Here is a 12,476-nt window from a genome sequence, read left to right as displayed (position 1 = left end):
TAAAAGATCAATAATAAAAACCCTAAAACCAGTGCCATGAGTTTTAAAACCTAAAGATATGATTCCAGATCATCTCGTTTCCGCGGGTGAAATGAGGCGGTGAAAGCGCTAAGAGGTGAAGCTTTTATTTAGGAATCGACTTTAAAGTAGTTCAGACTTCGGTCTTGCTAAGCGCAAAACAGCAGTCTGAAAAGATCAGTCCTAAAGCCGATGTATAAAGGACAGAATGACTAGGCGGTCTGGATTAGGGTTGTGGCTGAATATTAATTAAATTCTTTTCCCGGCTTAAATCATAGCGGTTTACCGCAAAAATCAGGAGGGCGAAGGCACATCCCAACAGCACACAAGCCGACCAGCCATACATCTTCCATAAATTTAAAGATAAAAATGCGCCCAGGCCAGCACCGGAAAAATAGCAGGTCATATAAATGGCATTAATACACGAACGCGCTTGAACTGAAAGGCGATACACCAGATTCTGGTTTAATACGTGTAAAGATGAAATACCAAAATAGGCAATAATCAAGCCTAAAATATACAGCTCTAAACGGTCTTGGGCAAAAAACAGGGGAATCCAGGCTAAAATTAGCCCGCTGGTTGCCAGCTGCGCCAGCCATTTTTCCCGGTGGCGGCCAATCATCTTCCCGGTCCATTGCGATGACCAGATTCCGACCACGCCCACAATCCCCATCAACCCAATCTCAAAATCATTAAAATGGTAGGGGGCTTCCGCCAGAATAAAGGTCATGGTGGTAAAAATAATACTGAGCATCCCAAAAGCCAAACCACCAATTAAGCTGCGGCGCATCAACATCGGTTCTGTTTTGGCGAAGGTAAATAAAGAGCGGTAAATCTGCAGAATACTCATTTTTAGCTGACTTCTGGCCGTGGGCAATTGATACCACATGGCAATGCTGAGCAGTAAAATTGAACAGCCACTGAACAGATACACCGCATGCCAGGACCATAAAGTTGAAATTAATCCAGCCACGGTACGTGCAAATAAAATACCGACTAGTACGCCACTCATTAGCAGGCCAACCACTTCGGCACTTTTTTCCCGTTGGCTCAGGTTTGCAGCAAAAGGAATCAGAATCTGGGTGGTAATGGAACAGAACGAGGCCAATAGGGTAAAGCCATACAGCATCTGGAGATTATCGCTGACAGACAGTCCAATCAGGGCCAGACCGGTACATAGCATCAGGCTACAGATATACAGACGCTTTTCAAATAAATCGCCCAACGGCACAAATAAAAACAGACCGGCTGCATAACCGATCTGTGTCAATACCACTGTCCAGCCCGATTGCTCTAGACTAATATTCAAGTCCTGGGCAATTGAATAAATTAAAGGCTGGTTAAAATAATTACAACCTGCGCAAAGTGCGCAGGTCATGGCCATCATAAACATAAAACGGCGCGAGGGTTGTTGCCCTTGAGCTGACATCCGTGTCTCCTCAAGTATTAGAAGCGATAGGTGGCAGATAAATTCACACGGGAAATATCGGCTTCTTGGCCATTAAATTTTTCCTGTTTACCATGATGGTATTCTGCACCTAAATTAATATGTGGTACTGGAGAATAAATCACATTGGCCACATAATCGGTTAAGCGCTTATTGGTGGTTGGGTTGGCTTTGGCATAGTCACTGGAGTCATCAAACTCGACCAGACTGGCAGCAATACTGCTGCGCCATTTTGGTGTGAACTTGTGGGTATAACCAATATTCAAGCTGTCGAAGGAGTTCAGCAATAATTCATCATTTTCCGTATCGACAGAATAGTCACCCCCCAAAGCAGCACCATCGACAGTCGAACCTTGAACTAAAAACGAAGCAATGCGCTGGTCACCGACCATATGAAAATAGTTGCCCTGAATCGAGTTTTTATCATCAAGATGATAGCGCCCGCCGACACCTACACCCCAACCGACTTTATTAATATCACCGGTTTCGGTCTGGGCTTGTTTTTCATTGACGAAGCCCTGTGCCAGCAGATGCAATGGTCCAGATTGATGCACATATTTGGTGGTAAGAGCTGGTAAAGCCGAAGAGCGATCTCCACTTGCCATATATTCCAGACCGATATTCCAGGTATTTTCCGGATCCAGTTTCCAGGCATAACTGATTTGTGGGGTACGCAAGACCGAACCACCCAGCAACAAGCTATAGTCGACTGCATCGGTGCTGATTTCAGGGGTAGACATTAATGACCATGCCTGACCAAAGGTCCAGTTATAGTATTTAAAATGTGCATGACGGATGCGGAAACCACCATCACCTTTACCCCCATTGGTCCAGAAATCGGCTTCTACACGTGCAGAAATATTCGGATTACCGCCAATATCTTTGGCTAGAAAACCGACCCGGCTAGCGGCCAGTGTAAAGGCTGAGCGTACTGAATCTGGCTCATGCAGTTCCTGATTAATCTGGTTAATGGTACGACCGCGTGATTTTGTGGTGCTTTCAAAATCAACTGCACCATCCAGGCGAATCAGGCCATAGACATCCACATTATCCAGCATCGCGCTGAGGGTTTTAGCATCCTTGGCTTTGGTTTCTTCCTGCTTGGCCTTTAAATCTAATTGAGTGGCTTTTTGCTGTTCCAGTTCGGCCTGAATCTGCTTTAACTGAGATTCTAAAAACTGGATACGATCTTCAGACACCTCTGCTGAAAACACCTGACCTGAAGCGATACCGCATAAAGTGGCTAAAACTAATTTTTTCATTTCTTAATCCCTAAAGAAATTTTTTCAAATAATGAAAGGTGATGTGCCTTTCGGTTGCAGCAATTTTTAAATCAAGATGATTGTTGAACGTGAAGATGGAATGGGGAGGGCGACCATAAATGCTCACCCTCCAGACCGGGACTTATTCTGCCTTTTGAGGATCGTATAAGCGGTCTTTAATAAACAGGGCAGGAATTAAACCGCACAGGAAGTACGCTGCACCCATAACCATCAGGCCGGTACCAATAGAACCATTCATGGCCAAATAACCGATGGTAATTGGAGCAAAGACAGCACCTACACGGCCAATGTTGAATGCACCACCAACCGCTGTACCACGCACCGTTGTTGGGAAACTCTCGGTCAGATAAGTTGCATTAATTGCGTATGGAATACCGTACAGGAAACCAAAGATCAGCATTAAAACACCGATATTTTCAGGGGTATGCATATACACCACCACTGGAATAAACAGCGCAGTTCCCATGGTGCCGAAAGCGAACACAATACGGCGACCAATTTTATCTGCCACATATCCGGCAATGACTTTGGCGAAAATCATGGTCAGGAAGGTACCAATCATGTACAGCGCCATTTCCTTGAATTTAATGCCTAATTCTGCTTCCAGGTAGGTTGGCAACCAGTTACTCACACCGAAGTAACCGAACAGCAGGAAACCAGAACTAAATGACCATAAGATAAACATCTTGCCGTGGGTCTTGTCTTTCAGAATGGTGATGTACGGATTACCTTTTTTCGCGGTAGTGTCCACAAGCTGGCCAGTACGTTTCATTTCACGCACGCGCTTCCAAGACTCAGGCTCAGGAACCAGGAAGTGCATTAGAATACCTAAAGCCAATGGCGCAATGGTGATCCAGTACAGCATACGCCAGCCGTATTCAGGAATAATCCAGCCAGACAGCATGGTGATAACCAGTGAACCCAGGGTAAAACCAGTCATCAGGGTAGCCAGTACCGTAGTACGATATTTGGTTGGGACATACTCTGACATCAAGGTATTACAGGCAATATATAAACAGCCCAAACCTAAACATGAGAGGGTACGTAAAATTGCAAATTCAGTATAAGACTGTGCAAAACCTGAATAAGCTGAAAGGATGGAGAAGGAAATTGTTGCCACAACAATTACCCGGACACGGCCAAAGCGGTCACAGGCCCAGCCGCCAATAAATCCGCCAATTCCCATACCAAATAACGACCAGCTCCCCAAAGCACCGGCCTGCATTGAGGTTAATCCCCATTCTGCTTTCAGACTGGTGAGACTGAAGGCCAAAATACCAATATCGGCACCGTCACAAAGCAAGATCAGGAACGCAAAGATAAAGGCAGTAACCCACAGACGTTTGGGTGCCTGCTTGATTGGTTCCTCAGCAGAGATGGGTTGCCTATTCTCTCTGGTTTCGATTGTTTCGGTTGTCATTGTTATATCCTCTACTTTATAAAGTAGCACTCCTGTGCTACCGCCTAACAAAGTCATGTATGCATGACTTCTGATTTATTCGGGCTTGAGAACACGCTCTTTTAACAGCACCGCTCAAACATCCTGGTTGAACCTGTTGTGTCTGCTATCGCGTCATTTAGATAACAACTATGTCATTTGTGATACATACTTATTATTCAAATGAACTAATATTTCGTTTATCAACACTTACTTCTACATGAATGGTTCAATTCACTTGTAAAACTCCATCCAGCTTATAACCTCAATGCTCTGTTTATCTTGATCTGGTTTCAGGATATAAAAACTAAATCAATATAAAACAATGTCTTATTTATAAATAAGCCAATTGAAAGCTAAGCCAGCTACAAGCTGAAATTTTCAAGAAAAATTAAATAATCTCGTGTAATTTCGTTATACGAAACCAATTAATCATAAAACACAGTTTATAACAAGATATTTTGTCTATTTTTTAATAAAAATATCTTTTTTACGCTTTATCCGCAAAAAAACTTGCATTCCGGGGGAATAAACCTTAATTTTTATACAAAATAAATTTTCGCTATACAAAATAAATGGAGATTTACATGGAACAGGTCGTTCAAGTAGAACAAATCAATGCTCATGTCGCACTGGTGAAAATCCATCGACCTGAAGCAAAAAACGCCTTAAATACTGAAGTACGCCAGAAACTGGCTGAAGCTTTTCGTCAACTGAATGATGATGCCAATATTCGCGCCATTGTACTGACCGGCGGAGAGCAGGATTTTGCTGCAGGTGCCGACCTGAAAGAGCTGGCCAATGCAGAAACCATTCAAATGATGCAGCGTCGTACTGAGCGTTACTGGCAGGCGATTGCACAATGCGCCAAACCGGTCATTGCCGCGGTTAATGGTTATGCCTTAGGTGGTGGCTGTGAACTGGCCATGCACGCCGATATTATTATTGCCGGCAAGAGCGCGACCTTTGGTCAGCCTGAAGTCAAAGTTGGGGTCATGCCAGGCGCCGGTGGTACACAGCGCCTGTTCCGTGCCGTGGGGAAATTCCATGCCATGCGCATCATCATGACCGGCTGTCTGGTGCCGGCACCAGAAGCCTATCAAATTGGTCTGGTCTCTCAAGTAACTGAAGACAGCGAAACCATTGCCACGGCCATCAAGATGGCTGAAGGTCTGGCAAAACTGCCACCAATTGCCCTGGAACAGATTAAAGAAGTGGCCTTACTGGCAGAAGATGTACCGTTGAATGCGGGGCTAAGCCTGGAACGTAAATCATTCCAGATGCTGTTTGCTTCTGAAGACCAGAAAGAAGGCATGCAGGCCTTTATTGAAAAACGTAAACCAAATTATCAGGGACGATAAGCATGACTGTACATATTCAGAAAATCGGGATTATTGGTGTCGGTACCATGGGTGCCGGAATTGCCCAAATTGCCATTCAGTCTGGCCATGATGTGGTCCTGTTTGATGCCAAAGCTGGCGCTGCAGAGCAGGCTCAGGAAAAACTGGCCAAAACCCTGAATACCCTGGCAGATAAAGGCAAATTCAGTCATGAAAAAGCCGCTGAAGATCTTGCCCGTCTTTCAATTGCCGAGCAACTGGAAGATTTAAAAGATTGTGATCTGGTGGTAGAGGCCATTATTGAAAATCTGGAAATCAAACAGAAGCTGATGCAACAACTGGAAGCGATTGTCAAACCGGAAGCAATTCTGGCGTCGAATACGTCTTCATTGTCGATCAGTGCCATTGCAGCCAACTGCAGTCAACCAGAACGTATTGCAGGCTATCATTTCTTTAATCCGGTACCGCTAATGAAAGTGGTGGAAGTGATTGAAGGCTTTAATACCCGTGCCGATATTCTGGATGCCTTGACTCAACTCTCGATCAAGATGGGCCATCGTCCAGTGAAAGCCAAAGATACTCCAGGATTTATTATTAACCATGCCGGCCGTGCCTTTGGCAGTGAAGCCTATGCCATCCTGAATGAAAATGTCACGCCATTTTATGACATTGACCGGATTTACCGTGATGGGATCGGTTTTAAGATGGGACCATTCGAGCTGGGCGATCTAACCGGCATGGATGTATCGCATCCGGTCAGTGAGTCGATTTATCATCAGTATTATGAAGAAGCACGTTACCGTCCAAGCGTAATTACCCGTCAGCGTTTTATTGCCAAGCAACTGGGCCGTAAAACCGGTAAAGGTTTTTATGACTACACTTCTGGCAGCAAACAGGGTGATGTTGCACCAGTACTGGCTGAAAAACTGGCGCAATATCCATCGGTCTGGTTAAGCACCGAATATAGCGACGACCGTCAGGCGCTGGAGCAATATCTGCAACAGTTCAATATTCTGGTGGAGCAGTCTGAACAGCCATCTCAAGATGCACTGGTGCTCATTGCCACCTATGGTGAAGATGCCACTTCGGCGGCTGTACGTTATGGCGTTGCCCCACAGCAGGTGGTGTGTATTGATCTGCTCTATGGCCTGAATAAACACCGCACTTTAATGCCGACTTTTGTGACCAAAGCTGAACTGACCCAGGCGGCGCAATCTATTTTTAATCTGGATGGTGTGACAGCCAGCGTTATTCAGGAAAGTGTCGGTTTTGTGGCGCAGCGTGCGTTGGCCATGATTGTAAACCTGGGCTGTGATATTGCCCAGCAAGGTGTTGCCACAGTTGAAGATATTAATATCGCCGTGAAACTGGGTCTGGGTTATCCGCATGGTCCAATTGAATGGGGCGATGTTTTAGGCGCGGAAAAAATTCTGAAAATTCTGGATCGCATGACCGATATTACCCGCGATCAGCGTTATCGTCCAAGCCCATGGTTACGCCGTCGCGTCCAGTTGGGTCTGCCACTTGTTCATAGTTCTAATTAATCTAAAGTTAAGGGAATAACACTCATGTTAAATGCATATATTTATGATGGTTTACGTTCACCAATCGGTCGTCATGCCGGCAGTTTGTCAAGTGTGCGTCCAGATGATCTGGCTGCAACCGTGATTAAAAACCTGCTGGAAAAAACCGGTATTCCAGCTGCCGATGTCGAAGATGTGATTTTCGGTAGCACCAACCAGGCCGGTGAAGACAGCCGTAACGTAGCACGTTTTGCCGCACTTTTAGCCGGTATGCCAGTGACTGTACCGGGCCAGACCGTAAACCGTTTATGTGCATCTGGTTTAGGTGCCGTGATTGATTCGGCACGTGCCATCACCGCAGGTGAAGGCGATGTCTATATTGCTGGTGGCGTAGAAAGCATGTCACGTGCACCTTTTGTATTGGCGAAAGCAGAAACAGCCTTTTCGCGTGATGCAAAAATGTATGACACCACCATCGGAACCCGTTTCCCGAACCGTAAATTTACCGCTCAATTTGGCGCACACAGCATGCCAGAAACCGGTGACAATGTAGCGGAAGAATTTGGCATTAGCCGTGAACAGGCCGATACCTTTGCCGCTGCATCACAGGCAAAATATCAGGCAGCCAAAGAAGCAGGATTCTTTGAAGGTGAAATTACTCCAATTGAAGTTTCACAAGGGCGTAAATTACCGCCTAAACAGGTGACTGAAGATGAACATCCGCGTGCATCTTCAACATTTGAAGCATTAACCAAGCTGAAACCCCTATTTGAAGGTGGTGTGGTCACAGCAGGGAATGCATCAGGTATCAATGACGGCGCTGCAGCACTGATTATCGGCAGTGAAAAAGTTCAGGAACAGTATGGGTTAAAACCTTTGGCGCGTATCCTGTCTTCTGCAGCAGCCGGCATTGAGCCACGCATCATGGGTGCGGGGCCAATTGAAGCGATCAAAAAAGCAGTACAACGCGCGGGTTTAACCCTAGATGATATGGATATTATCGAGATTAACGAAGCGTTTGCCAGCCAGGTATTGTCCTGCTTAAAAGGTCTGGATGTGGCCTTTGATGATCCGCGGGTCAATCCAAATGGTGGTGCGATTGCGATTGGCCATCCACTGGGTTGTTCTGGTGCACGTTTAGCCTTGACCGTTGCACGTCAATTACAGCGCACAGGTAAAAAATATGCCGTGATCAGCCTGTGTATTGGCTTGGGTCAAGGTCTTGCAATGGTCATTGAAAACCCTGAAGCAGCCTAAACTGGTTTAAGTCGAAATTAAATGCCATGCATATCTAATATGCATGGCATTTTTTTGTTAAATATTTAGCCATAAAAAATCCCCGCAGATGCAGGGATAGGCTAGTTCTGGTCGGAATCAAGCACGCTTGGTCACCAGTAAAGTGGCCGCACCAAAGGCATAGACTTTACCATCTTGATCGACAATACGACCTTCTGAAGTCAGTACGTTACGGCCGACGCGAATCACTTCACCAATGGCGGTATAGGTTTCGCCACTTTGCATGGCTTTGAGCATTTTTACGTTTAAATCAATCGTTGAAAAACTGACCCCGGCATCGACAGTGGTGTGTACAGCAGCACCCGTAGTACTGTCCAGCACGGTGGCACAAAAACCGCCATGAATACCGCCTTGTAAATTGAAATGGCGATGATCTGGTCGTACCTCATATTCCACATAATTTTCACGTACGACGGTCAGACGCATGGGAATAATTTCACTCATGGGTGAGCTGGCAATTTCACCATTCTTGATAGCGGTTAAATACGCGAGTCCATTCATTTGTGATGTCGACATACAGGCTCCTTCTTATTTATTATTTCGCTCTATGAAATAATATTCTGTTTTATTAAAAGTATGATATAACATGAAAGTGAACATAATGCTATATATTCCAGGATGGAACGATGACAATAAAAAACCTTGTCACAGCTGCCGAATGGCAAGCCCGATGTGAGCTGGCGGCACTGTATCGCATCATTGCGCATTACAAAATGACCGATTTAATTGACACCCATATCAGTTTACGGCTGCCCGATCAGCCCGACTGTTTTTTGATTAACCAGTATGGTGTGGCCTTTGAAAAAATGCAGGCCTCCACCCTGGTCAAGATTAATCATGCCGGAGCAGTGGTAGAAAGCTATGAACAGGAAAAACCGGTCAATATGGCGGGTTTTGTAATTCATTCTGCAATTCATGCAGCGCATCCGCATCTGAATTGTGTCATTCATACCCATACCGCAGATGGAATTGCCGTGTCAGCCCAGAAACACGGTTTATTGCCTATTTCGCAGCATGCCTTGAAGTTCTATCAGCATCTGGCTTATCACGAGTATGAGGGCGTGGCACTGTCTACCGATGAGCAGGAACGCTTGATTGCAGATTTGTCCGGTCATCGTGCCATGATTTTACGCAACCATGGTCTGCTGGTGGCTGGCGAATCGATTGCACGCGCTTTTCATGAAATTTATTTTCTGGAGCGGGCTTGTCAGGCGCAAATCAAGGCGCTGAGTGGCGGTGCAGAATTGCATTATCCAAGTGAAGAGGTTTGTGTTAAAACCGCCAAACAGTTTGCCAGTCCACTGGTTGAGCCGATTTTACAGCGCGCCTGGCTGGCGGCCTTGTCGCTGATTGAGCATCAACAGGCGGAGTACAGCGCATGATTGTCATTTCCAGTACGCTTCCCGATATCCAGAAGATTCTGGTTAAAGTATTTGAAAAATACGCTCCTCCAAACAGTTTTTGTGTTGCACAAAGTCCTGAAGCCAAAGAGGCCACCACAGCCGCATGCTGGTTTCCCGATATGCCATACTTGCAAACTCTGCCCAAATTGCAAGTGATTCATTCGATTGCGGCCGGGGTTGAACATCTGAACTTGAATGAAGTGAGTGCAGAGCAGTTTGTATGCCGGGTCTTAGATGAGCATCATCAAAAAGGTATGTTCGATTATTTGCTTTGGGGTGTGCTGTATTATCAGCGTTATTTCGACCGGATGTTGCAGCAGCAACAGCAGCAGATCTGGAAACAGCATCGTCAGAGTTATAGCCATCATATCCAGATTGGGATTATGGGGCTGGGACACATGGGCGGCTATGTGGCAGAGCGCTTTGCTGCCATGGGTTATCAGGTTTCTGGCTGGTCCAATTCGGTCAAAGATTTAGCCCAGGTAAAAAGCTATGTCGGGACCGAGCAACTGGCAGAGTTTTTAGCTCAGAGTCAGATTCTGATTAATTTAATGCCCTTAACCGCAGACAATACCGCTATTTTATCGGAAGCCTTGTTTCAGCAGTTACCAGAGCAGGCCGTCTTGATTCAGGTCGGCCGTGGTCAGCATCTGGTCGAGCAGGACCTGCTCAAAGCGCTGGATTCTGGGCATTTACGCGGTGCAATTGTCGATGTATTTGATGAAGAACCGTTGGCCGCAGATCATCCATTCTGGCAGCATGACAAGATTGTGGTCACACCACACATTGCCTCGCATGCTCCGATGTCGGTGGTAGTCGAGCAGATTCTGGAAAATGACCGCCGCATACAGGCCAATTTGCCGTTATGTAATCAGGTCGATCTGACCAAAGGTTATTAGGATAAAACCAGAAGAATAAAAAAGGATATTAAAGATGTTCACAATCATTCAAACCGAAGTGAGCCAGGGCGTGGCGATACTGAGGTTCAATCGTCCAGACTGTTTAAACAGTTTTAATGTGACAATGCATCAGGAAGTTCAACATGCGCTCAAAGACTGGAGCCAAGATGCAGCAGTCCGGGTCATTGTCATTCGTGGCAATGGCCGAGCCTTCTCTGCCGGGCAGGATTTAAAAGAACGCTCCGGACAACTGGCACACATTCCTTTACCCTCAGAAGGCTCACTGGCCAAATATTATAATCCTTTGGTTGAGCTGATCCGGCATAGTCCAAAACCGGTGATTGCAGCAGTGAATGGGGTGGCTGCTGGTGCAGGCGCTAATATCGCTTTGGCCTGTGATCTGGTGATTGCCAAAGAAAGTGCCCAATTTATTCAGGCTTTTTGCAAAATTGGCTTAATTCCAGATGCCGGTGGGACCTGGATGTTGCCACGCCTGATTGGTCATGCACGCGCGGCAGCATTAATGCTCTTGGGTGAGCCGGTATCTGCTGTTGAAGCGGCTACTATGGGCATGATCTGGAAAGCCGTACCCGATCAGGAGTTTGACGACTATATTGTTGAAGTCGCCCAGCAACTGGCCAAGCAGCCGACTTATGCACTGGCATTAATTAAACAGTCCTTGCAACGCAGTGCTGAGCATAGCCTGAGCCAGCAGCTGGAGCTGGAGCAAAACCTGCAATATCTGGCCTTAAACAGTCAGGACTATAAAGAAGGCGTACGGGCCTTTATGGAAAAACGCCCGGCACAATTTATTGGCCGCTAAGGAGAGTATTCATGAGCATTCAAACCCGTGTAACCCAGATGCTGGGCATCCGCCACCCGATTATTCAGGGCGGTATGATGTGGGTCGGTACCGCAGAAATGGCCAGTGCCGTTTCCAATGCCGGCGGATTGGGCACCCTGACTGCCTTGACCCAGCCAAGCCCTGAAGCATTGGCCCAAGAAATTGCCCGGTGTCGGGAAATGACCGATCAGCCTTTTGCCGTCAACCTAACCTTGCTGCCCGCAGTCAATCCGCCGCCGTATGCGGAATATCGGCAGGCAATTATTGACAGTGGTATCAAGATTGTTGAAACCGCAGGCAATAAGCCGCATGAGCATATTGAAGTGTTCAAGCAACACGGCATTACCGTCATTCATAAATGTACCTCGGTACGCCATGCCTTATCAGCACAGAAAATTGGTGCTGATATTATTTCCATTGATGGCTTTGAATGTGCCGGACATCCGGGTGAAGACGATATTCCAGGATTAATCCTGATTCCGGCCGCGGCTGATCAGCTCACAGTGCCGATTATTGCCAGTGGTGGCTTTGGCGATGGTCGAGGATTGGTAGCCGCACTGGCGCTTGGAGCAGAAGGCATTAATATGGGCACCCGTTTTTGTGCCACGCAGGAAGCGCCGATTCATGACAACATCAAACAGTTTTATTTAAACAATGATGAACGGGCAACGAATTTACTCTATCGGCAATTTAGAAATACCGCACGGGTCGCGAAAAACTCGGTTTCTGACCTGGTGGTACAGATGAGTCAGGACCCGAATCTGGAGTTTGAACACATCCGCCCTTATGTCAGTGGTTTAAAAGGCAAGCTGGCCTTGGAAACAGGTGATGTGGATGCCGGCCTGATTACCGCCGGGCAGGTTTTAGGACTGATTCATGATATTCCAAGTTGCGATGACTTGATTCAGCGGATGATTCAGGATGCTGAACAGATTATTCAGCAGCGTCTGGCAGGGCTGATTCAGGTTTAAATCTGCAATAGGGT

The 12,476-nt window shown here is 46.4% G+C and carries 11 protein-coding genes; 7 read left to right on the top strand and 4 right to left on the bottom strand.

Features of this window, described 5'->3' with window-relative positions; translation table 11 throughout:
* Window positions 1-244 precede the first annotated feature (244 nt).
* The 3 genes from F905_RS05095 to F905_RS05085 all read right to left on the bottom strand — a co-directional run bounded on the left by F905_RS05095 (window position 245) and on the right by F905_RS05085 (window position 4,168).
* On the bottom strand, window positions 245-1,447 hold the full coding sequence (locus tag F905_RS05095) for an MFS transporter (RefSeq protein ID WP_005178028.1): 1,203 nt from the start codon (window positions 1,445-1,447) through the stop codon (window positions 245-247).
* 17 nt (window positions 1,448-1,464) lie between these two features.
* Window positions 1,465-2,727, bottom strand: coding sequence for a DcaP family trimeric outer membrane transporter (locus F905_RS05090; RefSeq protein WP_005178021.1), 1,263 nt, complete (start codon window positions 2,725-2,727; stop codon window positions 1,465-1,467).
* 142 nt (window positions 2,728-2,869) lie between these two features.
* Window positions 2,870-4,168, bottom strand: coding sequence for an MFS transporter (locus F905_RS05085; RefSeq protein ID WP_005178018.1), 1,299 nt, complete (start codon window positions 4,166-4,168; stop codon window positions 2,870-2,872).
* A gap of 605 nt (window positions 4,169-4,773) precedes the next feature.
* Between F905_RS05085 and F905_RS05080 the strand changes: the two genes are divergently transcribed.
* From F905_RS05080 to F905_RS05070, 3 genes are read left to right on the top strand one after another with little or no spacing between them, the layout of a single operon-like run.
* Window positions 4,774-5,547 (top strand): enoyl-CoA hydratase, encoded by a 774-nt coding sequence (locus F905_RS05080; protein WP_005178015.1) that lies wholly within the window; start codon window positions 4,774-4,776, stop codon window positions 5,545-5,547.
* Window positions 5,548-5,549: 2 nt separating this feature from the next.
* Complete coding sequence (locus F905_RS05075) at window positions 5,550-7,070, top strand: 3-hydroxyacyl-CoA dehydrogenase (RefSeq protein ID WP_005178013.1); 1,521 nt, start codon at window positions 5,550-5,552, stop codon at window positions 7,068-7,070.
* Between the two features lie 24 nt (window positions 7,071-7,094).
* Complete coding sequence (locus tag F905_RS05070; RefSeq protein ID WP_005178011.1) at window positions 7,095-8,306, top strand: 3-oxoadipyl-CoA thiolase; 1,212 nt, start codon at window positions 7,095-7,097, stop codon at window positions 8,304-8,306.
* 117 nt (window positions 8,307-8,423) lie between these two features.
* On the opposite strand, the gene F905_RS05065 is transcribed toward F905_RS05070, so the two are convergent.
* A complete protein-coding gene (locus F905_RS05065) occupies window positions 8,424-8,861 on the bottom strand; it encodes a PaaI family thioesterase (protein ID WP_005178008.1) in 438 nt (145 codons plus the stop codon).
* A gap of 110 nt (window positions 8,862-8,971) precedes the next feature.
* On the opposite strand from F905_RS05065, the gene F905_RS05060 reads away from it, so the two are divergent.
* From F905_RS05060 to F905_RS05045, 4 genes are read left to right on the top strand one after another with little or no spacing between them, the layout of a single operon-like run.
* Window positions 8,972-9,727 carry a class II aldolase/adducin family protein gene (locus tag F905_RS05060; RefSeq protein WP_005178005.1) on the top strand — a complete coding sequence of 252 codons (756 nt, stop codon included), beginning with the start codon at window positions 8,972-8,974 and terminating at the stop codon, window positions 9,725-9,727.
* Window positions 9,724-10,647 carry a 2-hydroxyacid dehydrogenase gene (locus F905_RS05055; RefSeq protein ID WP_005178003.1) on the top strand — a complete coding sequence of 308 codons (924 nt, stop codon included), beginning with the start codon at window positions 9,724-9,726 and terminating at the stop codon, window positions 10,645-10,647. Before F905_RS05060 ends, F905_RS05055 begins: the two co-directional genes overlap by 4 nt.
* Window positions 10,648-10,681: 34 nt before the next feature.
* Complete coding sequence (locus F905_RS05050) at window positions 10,682-11,470, top strand: enoyl-CoA hydratase-related protein (RefSeq protein ID WP_005178001.1); 789 nt, start codon at window positions 10,682-10,684, stop codon at window positions 11,468-11,470.
* Window positions 11,471-11,481: 11 nt separating this feature from the next.
* Entirely contained in the window at window positions 11,482-12,462 is a 981-nt protein-coding gene (locus F905_RS05045; protein WP_005177998.1) for an NAD(P)H-dependent flavin oxidoreductase, read from the top strand.
* Window positions 12,463-12,476: the final 14 nt, after the last annotated feature.

This window comes from Acinetobacter sp. CIP 53.82 (genome assembly GCF_000369465.1).
In the GTDB taxonomy this organism is placed as follows: Bacteria; Pseudomonadota; Gammaproteobacteria; order Pseudomonadales; family Moraxellaceae; genus Acinetobacter; species Acinetobacter indicus.
Note: the sequence above shows the minus strand (reverse complement) of the source record. Positions and strands in the feature narration are given on the sequence as shown.

Coding starts and splice junctions, on each gene's coding strand:
- F905_RS05070 (WP_005178011.1), top strand. CDS start 7,095: ATGTTAAATGCATATATTTATGATGGTTTACGTTCACCAATCGGTCGT.
- F905_RS05065 (WP_005178008.1), bottom strand. CDS start 8,861: ATGTCGACATCACAAATGAATGGACTCGCGTATTTAACCGCTATCAAG.
- F905_RS05085 (WP_005178018.1), bottom strand. CDS start 4,168: ATGACAACCGAAACAATCGAAACCAGAGAGAATAGGCAACCCATCTCT.
- F905_RS05095 (WP_005178028.1), bottom strand. CDS start 1,447: ATGTCAGCTCAAGGGCAACAACCCTCGCGCCGTTTTATGTTTATGATG.
- F905_RS05060 (WP_005178005.1), top strand. CDS start 8,972: ATGACAATAAAAAACCTTGTCACAGCTGCCGAATGGCAAGCCCGATGT.
- F905_RS05045 (WP_005177998.1), top strand. CDS start 11,482: ATGAGCATTCAAACCCGTGTAACCCAGATGCTGGGCATCCGCCACCCG.
- F905_RS05075 (WP_005178013.1), top strand. CDS start 5,550: ATGACTGTACATATTCAGAAAATCGGGATTATTGGTGTCGGTACCATG.
- F905_RS05090 (WP_005178021.1), bottom strand. CDS start 2,727: ATGAAAAAATTAGTTTTAGCCACTTTATGCGGTATCGCTTCAGGTCAG.
- F905_RS05080 (WP_005178015.1), top strand. CDS start 4,774: ATGGAACAGGTCGTTCAAGTAGAACAAATCAATGCTCATGTCGCACTG.
- F905_RS05050 (WP_005178001.1), top strand. CDS start 10,682: ATGTTCACAATCATTCAAACCGAAGTGAGCCAGGGCGTGGCGATACTG.
- F905_RS05055 (WP_005178003.1), top strand. CDS start 9,724: ATGATTGTCATTTCCAGTACGCTTCCCGATATCCAGAAGATTCTGGTT.